This is a genomic window from Micromonospora sp. NBC_01405, from assembly GCF_045040155.1.
In the GTDB taxonomy this organism is placed as follows: Bacteria; Actinomycetota; Actinomycetes; order Mycobacteriales; family Micromonosporaceae; genus Micromonospora.
Window position 1 is genome coordinate 6,142,235 of sequence record NZ_CP109532.1, and the last position, 15,045, is coordinate 6,157,279.

11 protein-coding genes and 1 tRNA gene are annotated in these 15,045 nt (G+C 73.1%); 10 read left to right on the forward strand and 2 right to left on the reverse strand.

Annotated elements, in window-relative coordinates:
- Nucleotides 1–2,274, reverse strand: coding sequence for an ATP-binding cassette domain-containing protein (locus tag OG559_RS26575; RefSeq protein ID WP_405108487.1), 2,274 nt, complete (start codon nt 2,272–2,274; stop codon nt 1–3).
- A 263-nt stretch (nt 2,275–2,537) separates the two neighbouring features.
- Between OG559_RS26575 and OG559_RS26580 the strand changes: the two genes are divergently transcribed.
- The 7 genes from OG559_RS26580 to OG559_RS26610 all read left to right on the forward strand — a co-directional run bounded on the left by OG559_RS26580 (nt 2,538) and on the right by OG559_RS26610 (nt 9,024).
- Nucleotides 2,538–3,761, forward strand: coding sequence for a D-alanyl-D-alanine carboxypeptidase family protein (locus tag OG559_RS26580; protein WP_405108490.1), 1,224 nt, complete (start codon nt 2,538–2,540; stop codon nt 3,759–3,761).
- 106 nt (nt 3,762–3,867) lie between these two features.
- Nucleotides 3,868–5,058, forward strand: coding sequence for a glycosyltransferase (locus OG559_RS26585; protein WP_405108493.1), 1,191 nt, complete (start codon nt 3,868–3,870; stop codon nt 5,056–5,058).
- Between the two features lie 50 nt (nt 5,059–5,108).
- On the forward strand, nt 5,109–5,804 hold the full coding sequence (locus OG559_RS26590) for a polysaccharide deacetylase family protein (RefSeq protein WP_405108495.1): 696 nt from the start codon (nt 5,109–5,111) through the stop codon (nt 5,802–5,804).
- Nucleotides 5,805–5,960: 156 nt separating this feature from the next.
- Entirely contained in the window at nt 5,961–6,716 is a 756-nt protein-coding gene (locus tag OG559_RS26595; RefSeq protein ID WP_405116984.1) for a peptidylprolyl isomerase, read from the forward strand.
- Nucleotides 6,717–7,138: 422 nt separating this feature from the next.
- Nucleotides 7,139–7,813 (forward strand): M15 family metallopeptidase, encoded by a 675-nt coding sequence (locus tag OG559_RS26600; protein WP_405108498.1) that lies wholly within the window; start codon nt 7,139–7,141, stop codon nt 7,811–7,813.
- 142 nt (nt 7,814–7,955) lie between these two features.
- Nucleotides 7,956–8,462 carry a DinB family protein gene (locus OG559_RS26605; RefSeq protein WP_405108501.1) on the forward strand — a complete coding sequence of 169 codons (507 nt, stop codon included), beginning with the start codon at nt 7,956–7,958 and terminating at the stop codon, nt 8,460–8,462.
- A 163-nt stretch (nt 8,463–8,625) separates the two neighbouring features.
- Nucleotides 8,626–9,024: a hypothetical protein gene (locus OG559_RS26610; protein ID WP_405108504.1), complete on the forward strand. Its 399-nt coding sequence runs from the start codon at nt 8,626–8,628 to the stop codon at nt 9,022–9,024.
- A gap of 136 nt (nt 9,025–9,160) precedes the next feature.
- Here the strand turns inward: OG559_RS26610 and OG559_RS26615 are convergent, their stop codons facing one another.
- The gene (locus OG559_RS26615) at nt 9,161–12,142 is read right to left on the reverse strand and encodes a S8 family serine peptidase (RefSeq protein WP_405108507.1); all 2,982 of its coding nucleotides are present in this window, start codon (nt 12,140–12,142) and stop codon (nt 9,161–9,163) included.
- Between the two features lie 177 nt (nt 12,143–12,319).
- Between OG559_RS26615 and OG559_RS26620 the strand changes: the two genes are divergently transcribed.
- From OG559_RS26620 to OG559_RS26630, 3 genes are all read left to right on the forward strand, one after another.
- On the forward strand, nt 12,320–13,315 hold the full coding sequence (locus OG559_RS26620) for a hypothetical protein (protein ID WP_405108510.1): 996 nt from the start codon (nt 12,320–12,322) through the stop codon (nt 13,313–13,315).
- Between the two features lie 381 nt (nt 13,316–13,696).
- Nucleotides 13,697–13,770: transfer RNA gene (locus tag OG559_RS26625), tRNA-Gly, on the forward strand.
- Between the two features lie 68 nt (nt 13,771–13,838).
- On the forward strand, nt 13,839–15,038 hold the full coding sequence (locus OG559_RS26630; protein ID WP_405108513.1) for an RtcB family protein: 1,200 nt from the start codon (nt 13,839–13,841) through the stop codon (nt 15,036–15,038).
- Nucleotides 15,039–15,045: the final 7 nt, after the last annotated feature.

The window sequence follows — 15,045 nt, forward strand, 5'->3', positions numbered from 1 at the left end:
TCACTGGGCGACGTACTCCCGCAGGTGGGTGGCGGTCAGGGTGTCACCGTGTGCGACGAGGTCGGCGGGGGTGCCGGTGAAGACGACCCGGCCGCCGTCGTGGCCGGCGCCCGGGCCGAGGTCGATGATCCAGTCGGCGTGCGCCATCACCGCCTGGTGGTGCTCGATGACCACCACGGTGTTGCCGGCGTCCACCAGGCGGTCCAGCAGGGCCAGCAGGTTGTCGACGTCGGCCAGGTGCAGGCCGGTGGTGGGCTCGTCCAGCACGTAGGTGTGCGCCTTCTCGCCCATGTGGATGGCCAGCTTGAGTCGTTGCCGCTCGCCCCCCGAGAGGGTGGTCAGCGGCTGGCCGAGGCCGAGGTAGCTCAGGCCCACGTCGGCGAGGCGGTCCAGCACCGACCGGGCCGGCCCGCCGGGGAAGAAGTCCCGGGCCTCGGTCACCGACATGGCGAGGACCTCGCTGATGTTCTTCCCCCGCAGGGTGTACGTGAGCACCTTCGGGGTGAACCGGCGGCCCTCGCACTCCTCGCACCTGGAGGCGACCCCGGCCGTCATGGCCAGGTCCGTGTAGATCACCCCGATGCCCTTGCAGGCCGGGCAGGCGCCCTCGGAGTTGGCGCTGAACAGCGCCGGCTTGACCCCGTTGGCCTTGGCGAAGGCGGCCCGTACCGGGTCGAGCAGGCCGGTGTAGGTGGCCGGGTTGCTGCGCCGGGACCCGCGGATCGGGGACTGGTCGACGACCACCACCCCGGCGCGGCGGGGGAGCGAGCCGTGGATCAGCGAGCTCTTGCCGGAACCGGCGACGCCGGTCACCACCGTCAGCACCCCGAGCGGCACGTCGACGCTGACGTCGCGCAGGTTGTGCAGGTCGGCGCCGCGGATCGGCAACTGCCCGGCGGGCGGCCGGACCTGCTCGCGCAGGCTGACCCGGTGGCCGAGGTGCCGGCCGGTCAGGGTGTCGGAGCGGCGCAGCCCGGCGACGTCGCCGGCGTAGCAGACCCGGCCGCCGTCCGGACCGGCTCCCGGGCCGAGGTCGACCACGTGGTCGGCGATCGCGATGGTCTCCGGCTTGTGCTCCACGACGAGCACCGTGTTGCCCTTGTCGCGCAGCCGCAGCAGCAGGCCGTTCATCCGGGCGATGTCGTGCGGGTGCAGCCCGACCGTCGGCTCGTCGAAGACGTACGTGACGTCGGTGAGGCTGGAGCCGAGGTGGCGGACCATCTTCACCCGCTGCGCCTCGCCCCCGGACAGGGTGCCCGACTCGCGGTCGAGGCTGAGGTAGCCCAGGCCGATCTCGACGAGCGAGTCCAGCAGGTCGCGCAGGTTGGCCACCAGCGGCGCCACGGACGGGTCGGTGACACCCCGGACGAACGCGGCCAGGTCGCTGATCTGCATCGCGGAGCACTCGGCGATGTTGCGGTCGGCGATCCGGGAGGACAGGGCGGCCTGGTTGAGCCGGGCGCCGCCGCAGTCGCCGCAGGTGGTGAACGTGACGGCCCGCTCGACGAACGCCTTGATGTGCGCCTGGGCCGGCTCCTTGTCCTTGCTCAGGTACAGCCGGCGGACCTTGACGACCAGGCCCTCGTACGTGAGGTTGCCGCCGCCGACCTTCAGCTTGGTGGCCGGTTTGTGGAGGAAGTCCTGCCACTGCTGGGGCGTGTAGTCCTGGAGCTTGGCGTCGGGGTCGAACAGGCCCGAGGCGACGAAGGACTGCCAGTACCAGGAGTCGACCGCGAAGTTCGGCACCGTGATCGCCCCGTCGTTGAGCGACCGCTCGACGTCGACGAGTTCGTGCACGTCGAGGTCGGAGACCCGGCCCATCCCCTCGCAGGTGGGGCACATCCCCTCGGGGAGGTTGAAGCTGAACGCGCCGGCCGCCCCGACGTGCGGCTGCCCGAGCCGGCTGAACACGATGCGCAGCATGGCGTACGCGTCGGTGGCGGTGCCCACCGTGGAGCGCGAGTTCGCCCCCATCCGTTCCTGGTCGACGATGATCGCGGCGCTGAGGTTGCGCAGCGAGTCGACGTCCGGCCGGGCCAGGCTGGGCATGAACGACTGGAGGAAGGCGCTGTAGGTCTCGTTGATCAGCCGCTTCGACTCGGCGGCGATGGTGCCGAAGACGAGCGAGGACTTGCCGGAGCCGGAGACCCCGGTGAAAACGGTGAGGCGTCGCTTGGGGATGTCCACGGAGACGGACGCGAGGTTGTTCTCCCGGGCACCGCTCACCTCGATCATGTCGTGGCTGTCGGCGACGGTCCGAGTCGGCTGCTGCATGCGAACCCTTCGGGCGATCGTGGGCAGGGTGAACCCCGCCCGGTTGCTGGTGCTGGGCCTGGCCGGTTCAATCATCTCATTGACCCGCACGTTGAAACTTGGGCGGCAATACGGCGTGGTCAGCGGCGGGAGCGGGCGGAAGAGTCTCAAACAGCGCGTAAGCGGGACGGCGGACGCGGTGGCGGACCGGCGGCTGTGGGCGCGGTCCGGCGCGCGCGTGGCCCGCCCGTCGGTGCCGGACCCTGCCGGTTAGGGTGCTGGGCATGAGAGCTCCGGTGCTGGCCGCCGCTGCCGCCGTCCTCCTCGCCGGTGCCGTCCCGGCCGTCCCGGCCGCCGCCGCGCCGGCCGGCCGGGCCAACGCGGCGGTGCCCTGCCCGAAGGCGGTGGCGCCGAAGGTGCCGCGCTCCCCGAAGCCGACACCCCCGCCGTCGGTGCCGGAACAGCAGGCGGTGGGCGGCGCGGCGCTGGCCGCGCCGGGCCTCGTCGCGCCGGCCGGGGCCACCCCGCCGCCGGCGGTCACCGCCACCTCCTGGCTGGTCGCCGACCTGGACACCGGAGCGGTGCTCGGCGGCTGCGGCCCGCACGGGTACGCCACCCCGGCCAGCGTGCAGAAGCTGCTGCTGACCGCCACCGCGCTGCCGAAGCTGGACCCGAAGCAGGTGGTGACGGTCACCCAGGCCGACCTCGACATCGCCCCCGGCAGTTCCGCCGTCGGACTGCTGGAGGGCGGTCGCTACACCGTCGAGACGGTCTTCCTCGGGCTGCTGCTCCAGTCCGGTAACGAGGCGGCCAACGTGCTGGCCCGGCTCGTCGGCGGCCCGGCCGGGGCGGCTGGCGGGGTCCGGGCGATGAACGCCGAGGCGGCGCGCCTCGGCGCCCTGCAGACCCACGCCGTCACCCCCTCCGGGCTGGACGGCCCCGGCCAGTTCACCAGCGCGTACGACCTGGCGCTGATCGCCCGTGCCTGCTTCGCCGACCCCACCTTCCGCCGGTACGCGCTGACCGAGAGCACCCGGATCCCCGCCCAGCCGGCGCTGCGGAAGAAGGGCTTCCAGATCCAGAACGAGAACCAGCTCATCTACCGCTATCCGGGGGCGCTGGGCGGGAAGACCGGCTTCACCGACTACGCCCGGCACACCTACGTCGGCGCCGCGCAGCGCGGCGGACGCCGGCTGGTGGTCACCCTGCTCGGGGCCGAGCCCAGCCCGATGCGCGGCTGGGAACAGGGCGCCACGCTGCTGGACTGGGGCTTCTCGCTGCCCCGGGACGCCTCGGTGGGCCGTCTCGTCTCCCCGGGGGTGACGGTCGCCAACGGCTCGCCGTCGGCGTCCGCGTCGCCCGGAGCGGCGGTCTCGCCCGCGCCCCGGGCGGTGGCCGCCCACCGGGCCGCGTCGTGGCCGGTGGTCGTGGGGGCCGCCGCCGCTGCCGTCGTCGTGGCCGCGCTGCTCACCGTGGTGCTCCTGCGTCGCCGCCGCCGTCGGGCCTGAGCCTCCGCCGGCTGACGCCACCGGAGTAGGACGGCCGGGCGCGGCGCGGTGTCCGCCCGGCCTGGGCCGGGGGAGTCAACCCGCGTCCGGCGGGTAAGCGCGGGCGGTGACCGCGGAGCACCGGGGGCGGATCGTCGTGGTGTCGGCCGATGTCGGCGCCGGCCACGACACGGCCGCCGCCGAACTGACGCGCCGGCTCGCCGACCAGGGCTTTGTCGTGGACCGGGTGAACCTCCTCGACCTGCTGCCGCGCCCGGTGCGGTGGATCTGTCGGGAGGCGTACCGGGGTGTCCTGCGCTGGGCGCCGTGGGGCTACGACGCGCTGTTCGCCGTCACCGGCCGGTCCCGGCTGGTGGCCGCCGTGCTGCGGGGGGCGCTCACGCCGCTGCGGGGACGGGCCCGGCGGGCCGTCCCACCACGCACCCGGGCGGTCGTCACCACGTACCCGTTCGCGAACCAGCTGTTCGGGCCGCTGCGTCGAGGCGGCGGGCTGGCCGTCCCGCTGGTCACCTACGTCACCGACTTCGTCATCCACCCCACCTGGGTCGCGCCGGGCGTCGACCTCTACTGCGCCCTGCCGCACGCCCGCCCCCGCACGGCCGCCCCCGACCTTGACGTCCGGACGGTCGAGCCGCTGGTGTCGATCGGCTTCCAAACGGCCACGGGGACGAGCCGCAGCGAGGCGCGGCGGCGTTTCGGCCTCCCGGAGCGGGGCCGGTTGGCGCTCGTCGTCGCCGGGGCGTGGGGGGTGGGTGACATCGAGGCGACGGTCGCGGACATCGCCGCCGTCGACGGCGTGCGTACCGTGGTCGTCTGCGGCCGTAACGAAACCCTGCGCCGGCGGCTGCGGCGGTCCACGCAGCACACCCTCGGCTGGGTCGACGACATGCCCACGCTGATGCGGGCGGTCGACGTGTTGGTGGAGAACGCGGGCGGGCTGACCTGCCAGGAGGCGTTGAGCTGCGGACTGCCCGTGGTCACCTACCGCCCCATACCGGGTCACGGCCGGGTGAATGCCGCGATCCTCGCCGAGGCCGGTCTGACCCGGCTGGCACCGTCCGCCGACCACCTGTGCCGGGTGCTGGCCGCGCTGTCCACGTCCGGCCCGGAGTCGGCCTACGGGGGGATGACCCGCTGTGCCGACCCCGCCGGCCTGGTGGCCGAGGTGGCTGTCCGGCCGCCGGCCGTCGCCGCGTCCGAGGCGTACCGCCGCAGGTCGGTGCTGGACGCGGTGGGCGAGGCGGTCGCGGTGCTGGCCACGGTCCTGCCGTCGATCCGCTGGACGGGCCGCCGGTGATCGCCTCTGCCGGACGTCCGCCGCGAAGGCGGTCCACCGCGCTGGTCGGCGTGGCCACCGTCGCGCTCGCCGCCGCCCAGCTCGCCCCGTCGGTCACCGCGGTGCCGGCGATACGCCGTCGGTTGTTCCCCCGGCTCGCCGGGACAGGCGGGCCGGGGCGGATCGCCCTGACCTTCGACGACGGGCCCGACCCCGAGTCCACCCCCCGGTTCCTCGCCGTGCTCGCGGAGCACCGGGTGCGGGCGACGTTCTTCCTGCTGGGCACGATGCTCGCCCGGTCGCCCCGGCTCGCCGGGGAGATCGCCGCCGGGGGGCACGAGGTGGCCGTCCACGGCTGGGCCCACCGCAACCTGCTGCGCAGGGGGCCGCTGGCCACCTACCGGGACCTGGCCCGGGCCCGTGCGCTCGTCGAGGCCACCAGCGGTCTGACCCCCCGCTTCTTCCGCCCACCGTACGGGGTGCTCACCGGCCCGGCGCTGGTGGCGAGCGCGCGGCTGGGGCTGACGCCGGTGCTGTGGACCTGCTGGGGCCGGGACTGGACGGCGACGGCGAGCGCCGACTCGGTCTTCGACACCGTCACCGCCGGGCTGGCCGGCGGCGGGACCGTCCTGCTGCACGACGCGGACTGCGCCGCTGCCCCCGGGGCCTGGCGGGCGAGCCTCGCCGCCCTGCCCCGGCTGCTGGCCGAGTGCCGCCGCCGGGGGTGGGCCGTGGGCCCGCTCGGCGGGCACCGGGACCCGGCGTGACGATCCTGGCGGTGGCGCGCCCTGGCTGCCGCGCTCCGCTTCGCGTGTCGCCGTCGACAGGAGGACCGCCGAATCCATAGACTGCGATCTTTCTGGATTCAACAGCCCAGGAGGACGCCCGTGTCGAGGTCATCCCGTCGGCAGCCGGTCCCGCCGTTGCCGGCCCACCCCCGCAGGACGCGTACGCTGTCCCGCCTCACCGGTGTCGCGCTGCTCGCCACCGCCCTCGTCGGCGGCAGCGGCGTCGCCGCCGTGGCAGCCCCGGCCGCCGCCGCGCCGCCGAGGACGACCCCGGGGCCGTGCGCGTACACCGAGACGCCGGACGAGCCGGCCGCCCGGCCCGTCCCGCTGCCGCCCGATCCCCGGCGGACGCCGGGTCACGGCACCGTTCGGGTCACGCTGCGGACGAACCAGGGCCCGATCGGGCTGACCCTGGACCGCGAGCAGGCGTCCTGCACGGTGCAGAGCTTCCTGCACCTGGTCCGGCACCGGTTCTACGACCGCACCTCGTGCCACCGGCTGACCGCGTACCCGACGCTCAGCGTGCTCCAGTGCGGCGACCCGTCGGGCACCGGCTCAGGCGGGCCCGGCTACCGGTACGCCGACGAGCTGCCCACCGACCTGCCGCCCGCGCCGACGGACCCGACGGGTGTGCGCAAGGTGTACGCCCGGGGTGTGCTCGCCATGGCCAACGCCGGTCCGGACACCAACGGCAGCCAGTTCTTCCTGGTGTACGCCAACTCGGCGCTGCGCCCCAACTACACCATCTTCGGCGAGGTGGACGCCGCCGGCCTGGCCACCCTGGACCGGATCGCCGCCGGCGGGATCGCCCCCACGGCCGAGGACCCGGCCCCGGTCGACGGCGCGCCCGCGCTGCCGGTGGAGATCCGCCGGGCGGCCCGTGGGCGGTGAGTGTCGGCGGGCCCGCCGGGCGGTGCGGACGCGCTCGGCCACCCCACCCCATCCCGGAGCGGGATCCCACCGGTTGGCCGTGAAACAGGCCGGATGCTGCTAGAACGGTGTGCATGGGACAGCGACGCCGGCCGGCCCGTACACCCCTCCCCGCCCCCGAGGGCCGACCCACCTCCTCCTGCCCAGGCCTCCCTCGCGGATCGATCAAGAGGTTTACGTCGGAATTGGCGATCAGGCCTGACGTAAACCTCTTGATCACCGCCGCGGGGCGGGTGGGGGGTTGGCGGTGGGTGGTCGGAGGGCTGGGACGGGCCGTCGTCGGGGGAGCGGTGTTGTTGGCGGGGTGTTCCGGGTCGGGGCCGTCCGGGGTCGGGGCGTCCGCGTCGGGCGGGGGCGAGGTGGGGGTGCGGGGGGAGTTCGTGGTGTTGTCCGATGTGGATCCGAGCATCGGGTCCGACATTCGGTATGCCACCGCGCACAACTTCGTCGGCCGGCCGATCGCCGGGTACCGGGAGCCCCTGTGCCTGCTCACCCGGCCCGCCGCCGAGGCGCTGCGCCGGGTGCAGCAGGCCGCCCGTGCGACGGGCCACAGCCTCAAGGTGTACGACTGCTACCGCCCGCAGCCCGCCGTGGACGACTTCGTGGCCTGGGCGAAGCGCCCCGACGAGGAGCAGACGAAGGCCGAGTTCTACCCCGGGGTGGCCAAGTCGCGGCTGTTCGCCGAGGGCTACCTCGGCGCGCCCACCGCGCACAGCCGGGGCAGCACCGTCGACCTGACCCTGGTCGACGACCCGCCGGCCGGCCAACGCCCCTACGTCCCCGGCGAGCCACTGGTCGCCTGCACCGCGCCGAAGGGCGACCGCTTCCCGGACAACAGCGTCGACATGGGCACCGGCTTCGACTGCTTCGACCCGCGTGCCCACACCGCCGACGGTCGGGTCACCGGAGCCGCCCGGGACAACCGCGAACTGCTGAAGCGGCTGATGGCCGCCGGCGGGTTCACCAACTATCCGCGTGAGTGGTGGCACTACCAGTACGACGACGAGCCGTACCCCGAGACGTACTTCGACTTTCCCGTGGCCCGCCCGTCCGGCTGACCCGGCGGGCCCTGCCCGACCGCGCCGGCCGGCCCTGGCGGCTCCGGCGGTTAGGCTCGCCCGGCGAGAGCATCGCCCCTCGGCGGCCTCCGGCCCGCCGACCCCGTGGGACGGGCCGTCGGCGACCGGAGAGGACCCGGACATGACCACCGAGCGGATCGGACCGCCCCTGATCGCCGACGAGCGCGAGATGCTGCGCGCGTTCCTGGACTTCCACCGCGCCACCCTCGCCGTGAAGTGTGAGGGTCTCACCGACGAGGAACTGCGCCGGCAGTCGTCCCCGCCGTCCACGCTGAGCCTGCTCGGCCTGGTCCGGCACATGGCCGAGGTGGAGCGCAACTGGTTCCGCCGGGTGATCGGCGGCGAGGACGTCCCGCTGGTCTGGTCGGAGACCGGCGACTACCAGGAGGCGTACGACGCCCGCACCGCCGGCGCGTCCGAGGCGTTCGAGGCGTGGCGGCGGGAGGTCGAACACGCCCGGCGCATCGAGCGGGAGGCCGGGTCGCTGGACGTCGTCGCCCACAACCCCCGGTGGGGCGAGGACGTGTCGCTGCGCCTGGTGATGCTGCACATGATGCACGAGTACGCCCGGCACAACGGCCACGCCGACCTCCTGCGCGAAGCCGTCGACGGCGCGGTCGGCGTCTGAACCGCCGCCGCGCCCGGTCGCCGGCCGGTGCGGCGGCGTCCCGGGGAGGGACCGGCCACGGAGGAACGTTTTTGTTCCGGGGCGGCCAGGACCCTAGATCAAAGGTTTACCAGGCTGTAACGTCCGCGCTGCTGGACCTGTCACAAGGAAGTGGGAGTCAGTGATGAGCGACGTGTCGACGGCCCTGGGTGTGCGCCTCTACCCCGACCTGGTCGAGCTGGGCGGGCTCGCGTCCGCGCTGGCCCTGACCGCCACCCGGTGTCAGGTGGACGTGGGCCGGATCAGCGCCCCCGAGCAGGGGCGGAGCCGGTTCACGTGCGCCGAGCTGATCTCCGAGCGGGGGACGATCTGCGTGGGGCTGGGATCCCAGGCCCGCTACTTCATGGTCGACATCTCGGGCTCGGACGGGTCCCGGGCCGACGGCGACACCACCGACCTGGACCAGGTCGTGCGGATCGCCGACGCCTGGCGCGGCGGCGCGGGGTTCGCCGAGCTGCGCGCCCGCTTCCCCTTCCTCGACCACGTGACCGAGCCGGTCGGCGAGGACATCGCGCTCGCCTGACCGGGACCCGACCGCCCCGGCGCGCCTTCGGCCGCCGCTGCGGGCCCTCGGACCTGTGCCGGCGCTGCGGGGCCGTGGACCTGAGAAGGCGGGGCCGGACGATGCTGTCCGGCCCCGCCTTCCGTACGGCATCAGGTCAGTTGACGCTGATGATGGTGCCGACACCGTTCGGGTACTCGATGTAGCCCGTGTGCCGCCCGGCGGGCACTGCCGACCACTTCGCGGTGACCGTCAGCGGGGTGCCCGGGGTGACCTTGGGGTTCTTGGGGGACACCGTCAGCTTGCCGACGCCACCCTGGCCGGTGACCAGGTTCGCCTGCACCTTGAAGGGCGTTTCCGTGGTTCCCGGCAGGTCCTCCGGGGTGATGATCGTCATCTGGTACAGGCCGGGTTCCGGCCTCGCAAAGGTGAGGCGCATGTCATTGCCCGGCACGGTCCAGTCATGGAAGACCAGACTGCCGTTCACCACCCGGAAGATGACGAGGGCGACCTCCGCCTGAGGGTTGTCCGCGCGTGCGGTGAACTCGACGGCCTTGGTGCCCTTGGGCACCGTGACCGGGAAGTCCTTGCCCCAGACGTCGGTGACGTTCACCGTGCCGGGCGTCAGCGGCCCCGACACCATCCCGTAGGTGGTGATCGGGAGCTTCTTGAGCGCCGGGGTCACCTCGAAGGACACGGAGCCGGCGGCGCCGGTGCCCCGGACCTCGGTCGGCGCGAGCACGCTCTGCGGGGTCACCACGATCGGGCTGCGTACGACGGCGCCGGCACCCCGCCAGGTCAGCGAGCCGATGGCCGGCACGCCGGCGGAAGCCGTCGTGAGCTGCATGGCGACGGTGAACTCCTTGGTCTCCCCCGCCTTCTTGAAGCGCAGGGTGGACGGGCTCACCTTGACCTTCAGCCCGGGCAGGTCGACCGTGGCCTGGTACACGCCGGGGGTGACGGCGGTGACCTTGCGGGTGACGGTCCGGGTGCCGAAGACCTCGCCGACACCGATGGACGGGTAGTTCAGGTCGCTGCTCCGGATCGGCGCGACCCCCGAACCGGTCCGTACGCCCAGCCCCTCCAGGTAGCCCAGCCAGTCGTTCTCCGAGGCGTCGTAGACCAGGCCGGGGTTGAGCATCTTGGCCGGGTCGACGTGCCCCGCGCCCTGGGCGAAGACATCGCTGCTCCGCTTCCCGGTGGCGGTCTTGGTGGCGAAGGTGGTGGTCATCATCGCGGACTTGACCCGCGCCGGCGACCAGTCCGGGTGCTCCGCGAGGTAGAGCGCGGCCAGACCGGCGATGTGCGGCGCGGCCATCGAGGTGCCGGAGTAGAAGTCGAAGTTCATTCCCTCTGCAGCCGGCGGGGCCACCGCCGCGAGGATCGCGACGCCGGGCGCGGCGATGTCCGGCTTCAGGAGGTCCGGGTGGCTCTCCGAGGGACCGCGCGAGGAGAACGCCGCGATCTGGGGGTACGGCATGGTCGGGCCGGTCGGCAGCAGGGTGACCTGTGCGCCGACGGTCGCCGCGTAGTCCAGCACGGCCTGCGTGTCGGGCGAGTTGATGTGCACGGTCGGCACGCTGTGCAGGTCACCGCTGAGGTCCTGGTCGTTCGGGTTGGCCAGCACCATCCCGACGCCGCCGGCCCGGTTGACCTCGGCGGACTTGATCGGCCGGGCGATGACGCCACGGAGACAGACGACGACCTTGCCGGCCACCTTCGCCGGGTCCAGGCTGCCGGTCATGCAGTTGTCGGCGTTGGCGTCGTCGACGCCGGCGGCCTTCGCCGCCCGGGAGGCGATCAGGGGCTTGGGTCCGAACGCCGCCGACACCGTCGTGCTGGTGCCGTTGAAGCGGGCGCCGTTGCCCAGCTCCACGCTGGCCGGGTACGGAGCGACCGAGCTGGCGCCGACCGTCATCTGCCACGGTGAGGTGTTGTCCATCGTCGACGGGTCCGGCCCGGAGTTACCGGCGGACGCGGAGACGAAGACGCCAGCCGCCGCCGCGTTGAGGAAGGCGAGTTGGATCGGGTCCCTGAGAGACGACTCGTACGCACCACCGACCGAGTAGTTGATCACATCGACGCCGTCGGCCACCGCCTGGTCGATGGCGGCGATGATGTCCGACGACTGCCCGCCGGTCTTGCTGTCGTCCGTGCTCTGCCAGAGGGCCTTGTAGACCGCGATCGCCGCGCCCGGCGCGACTCCGGAGATCTCCCCGAAGCTGACACCTCGCTCGGTCACCGGGACCGCCGCGTTCCCGGCCGCCGTGCTGGCGGTGTGGGTGCCGTGTCCCTGCGCGTCCCGGGGGGAGATGTAGTCCTTCCGCTGCTCTGCGGGAACCTGCTTCATCCAGCCCTCACCGAAGTACCGGGCGCTGATGACCTTCTCGTTGCAGAGGGTCGCGGCGAACTGCTCGCCGGTCTGGCAGGTGCCGGTGAACGTGCCGCCGTCGGACTTGCGCATGACGGTGGCCGTGCCCTGACGGTACGGCCGGTACGGGTTGGCTGCCGTGGGCGCGGTGGCGTCGAGCGCCGGCGCGGTGAACGACGCGCTCTCCGGCCAGACCCCGGTGTCGATCACACCGACGACGACGCCCTTGCCGGCGTTGGCCGTGCCGCCGAGCTTGGACCACACGCCCCTGCGACCGGAGAGACCGAGGAAGTCGACGGAGTTGCGGTCGTCGGTGGTCTTGAGCAGCTTGTCCGGCACCACGGAGACCACGCCGCCGGTGACCAGCAGCTTCATCGCCTGCGCCCGGGTCAGCTCCGCGACGAAGCTGTTCGAGGCGACGGAGTTGCTCCGGAGCGGCTTGGCGCCCACGCTGCGCGCCACCTTGGCGTGCCTGTCCGTGAGGTGGCTGCGGTAGCGCTGGGCGTTGGCGGCGCCCACGTCCACCTTCCTGCCCTTGCCGGGCTTGGTGCCGGCGATGCCGGCGACCCCGCCCTCGTAGGTCGCCAGCGGCTTGTCGGCCAGGGTCACGATGTAGGTTTCGCTGCCCCCGGCACTCGCGGGCAGGACGCTCGGCAGCGCCGGTGGCTCCGGCTGGGCGGACGCCGGGACCGGGCTGATCGTGATCGCCAGGGCCACAGCAGCTACCGCCGCGCCGTAGCGGGAGGTTTGTCGGATCCTACGGGCCATTGCTCCTCTTTGGGGGGATTGGAGATGAAGAGAGCCTGCCCACGCCGGCAAGATCGCCAGGTGGGATGGTGAGTAGTGAACGTCTCAGGGCCAAATAAGTCGAGATATCTTCATGACGTCTTCGGCCACGTGGCGAATCGCGCCACGCGTCGGTGACCTGGTCAGGGCAGGTGGGATGTGCGCAACGATCCGGTGCTGGGCGCACTGGGCATCAGCGAATTCGACGAGCAGATCTACCGTCTGCTGCTGATCCAGCCCGACCAACCACTGTCGGAGAGCGCCGGCACCCTGGGCGTCACCATCGCCCGGGTACGCAGCGCCGTCGCCCGGCTGGGCAGGCTCGGCCTGCTGAGACGGACAGCGCCCGGAAGATACGAGGCCATGGGGCCGCAGGCGGCACTGACGGCGCTCGTCGCCCGGCGTCGGCTGGAGACGGAAGCGGCGCTGGACGGCGTGCAGACCGCGGTCACGGACCTCGCGCGACTGTTCCAGACGGCTCGGCTCCGCGATCCGGGGCGCTGGGTGGAGGTGCTGTCGGGCTGGGAGACGGTCGACGGCCGGATGGACGAACTCACCCGGTCCGTGCGCACCCACCTGTGGGTGCTCGACCGGCCGCCATACATGAAGCACGTGCACGGCACCCCCGACACCAACGAGGTGGAGATCGCGGAGACCGAGGACCTGATCGCCAGGGGGGTGGACATCCGCACCGTCTACTGTCCCGAGTCGATGGGGCGTCCGGGCCGCTTCGAGGTGCTGAGCAGGCTCGCCGAGGCAGGCGAGCAGGCCCGGATGCTCCCCAGCCTGCCGTTCAAACTGCGGATCATGGACCTGCGGGTGGCGGCGGTCTCGCTCACCGGCGGGGCCTACGACAACCTCGCGCTGATCCATCCCTCGGGGCTGCTCGACGCGCTGATCGAACTGTTCCAGGCGTACTGGGGTCGGGCCACACCGCTCGCCGGCGCCCACCCGCCGGCCGACGACAAGCCGAGCGACGAGGATCTGCTGCTGCTCCAGATGCTCAGGGCCGGCCTCAAGGACGAGGCCATCGCCCGCCAGCTCGGGGTCAGCGCCCGCACCGCCACCCGCCGGATCGCGTCCGTCATCGACCGGCTGGGTGCCACCACCCGGTTCCAGGCCGGCGTCGAGGCGTCCGCGCGCGGCTGGCTCTGATCGCCCGACCAACCCGCCGGGTGTCGGGCGGGCATGCCGGTGGGCGCCGAGGACAGCCGGATATCCATTGCGGTCGTCGTGGCCCTCGCCTACGTTCATCGGGCAAGGCCAACCCGAGCTGATCCAGGGAGCATGTCGTGTCGCAGCGCAAACGCACCACAACCTCGCGGCCCACGCCGCGCGGCGGTGCCCCGCTGCTCACCGGCGGGCAGACCCTCGGCCGGTGTCAGCGCCGACAATCCGGGTGGTGGCGCGGATAGCGCCAGCGCGACACGCGCAGCCGCCCATCCCGAGTCCGGGACCGGGCGGCTTTTTCGTCCCCGGCCCCGCCCGCCGGACCGATATCGCCAACGCCCGTCCCGCCACCGGTGGGCCGGCCTCGCGGCTGTGGCGCAGCCCGCCAGCGCGTCACCCCGCCACGGTGAAGACCGCCGGTTCGAATCCGGCCGGCCGCTCCGGGCAAGACGAGAACGGAACCCGGCCAGCCGCCCCGGAGAAGACGAGAACGAACGAGGAGAGAACGATGGCATTCACCCCGCTTCCGGGCACCCGCGCGCCCGTCCGGGTCTGGACCGACCCGTACGCCATCGAGGAGCAGGCGGCCCGGCAGCTGCGCAACATCGGCGCGCTGCCCTGGGTCGAGGGCGTCGCCGTGATGCCCGACGTCCACTTCGGCAAGGGCGCCACCGTCGGCTCGGTGATCGCGATGCGGCAGGCGGTCTCCCCGGCCGCCGTCGGCGTGGACATCGGCTGCGGCATGTCGGCGGTGCGGACCTCGCTCACCGCCGCCGACCTGCCCGACGACCTCGCCGGGCTGCGGTCCGCGATCGAGGCGACCATCCCGGTCGGCTTCGCCAAGCGCGACACCGCGATCGACCCGCGCCGGGTACGCGGGCTGGAGCAGCGCGGCTGGGCCGACTTCTGGGAGCGCTTCGGCACCCTCGACAAGCGGGTGGCCCAGCTCGAGACCCGGGCCCAGCGGCAGATGGGCACCCTCGGCGGTGGCAACCACTTCATCGAGGTCTGCCTGGAGCAGGGCGGCCCGGACGACGGCCGGGTCTGGCTGATGCTGCACTCCGGGTCGCGCAACATCGGCAAGGAGCTGGCGGAGCGGCACATCGGCGTCGCGCGTCGGCTGCCGCACAACGCCGAGCTGCCCGACCGGGACCTGGCGGTCTTCCTCACCGGCACGCCGGAGATGGCGGCGTACCGGCGGGACCTGTGGTGGGCGCAGGAGTACGCCCGCCGCAACCGCGCGGTGATGCTGGCCGTGCTCTGCAACGTGGTCCGTGACGCGCTCCCGCAGGTCGGCTTCGACGAGCCGATCAGCTGCCACCACAACTACGTCGCCGAGGAGACGTACGGCGGGGTGGACGTGCTGGTCACCCGCAAGGGCGCGATCCGGGCCGGCGCGGGGGACCTCGGCATCATCCCCGGCTCGATGGGCACCGGATCGTACGTCGTGCGCGGGAAGGGGAACCCGGACGCGTACTGCTCCGCCTCGCACGGGGCCGGGCGGCGGATGTCGCGCGGGCAGGCGAAGCGGACGTTCAGCACGGCCGACCTGGTGCGGCAGACCGCCGGGGTGGAGTGCCGCAAGGACGCGGGGGTGGTCGACGAGATCCCCGCCGCGTACAAGGACATCACGGAGGTGATGGCCCAGCAGGAGGACCTGGTCGAGGTGGTCGCCCACCTCAAGCAGGTGGTCTGCGTGAAGGGCTGAGCCTCGG

Bases quoted from the DNA above. Each gene is read 5' to 3' on its own strand.
- OG559_RS26575 (WP_405108487.1), bottom strand. From the start codon at position 2,274: ATGCAGCAGCCGACTCGGACCGTCGCCGACAGCCACGACATGATCGAG.
- OG559_RS26580 (WP_405108490.1), top strand. From the start codon at position 2,538: ATGAGAGCTCCGGTGCTGGCCGCCGCTGCCGCCGTCCTCCTCGCCGGT.
- OG559_RS26605 (WP_405108501.1), top strand. From the start codon at position 7,956: ATGACCACCGAGCGGATCGGACCGCCCCTGATCGCCGACGAGCGCGAG.
- OG559_RS26610 (WP_405108504.1), top strand. From the start codon at position 8,626: ATGAGCGACGTGTCGACGGCCCTGGGTGTGCGCCTCTACCCCGACCTG.
- OG559_RS26615 (WP_405108507.1), bottom strand. From the start codon at position 12,142: ATGGCCCGTAGGATCCGACAAACCTCCCGCTACGGCGCGGCGGTAGCT.
- OG559_RS26630 (WP_405108513.1), top strand. From the start codon at position 13,839: ATGGCATTCACCCCGCTTCCGGGCACCCGCGCGCCCGTCCGGGTCTGG.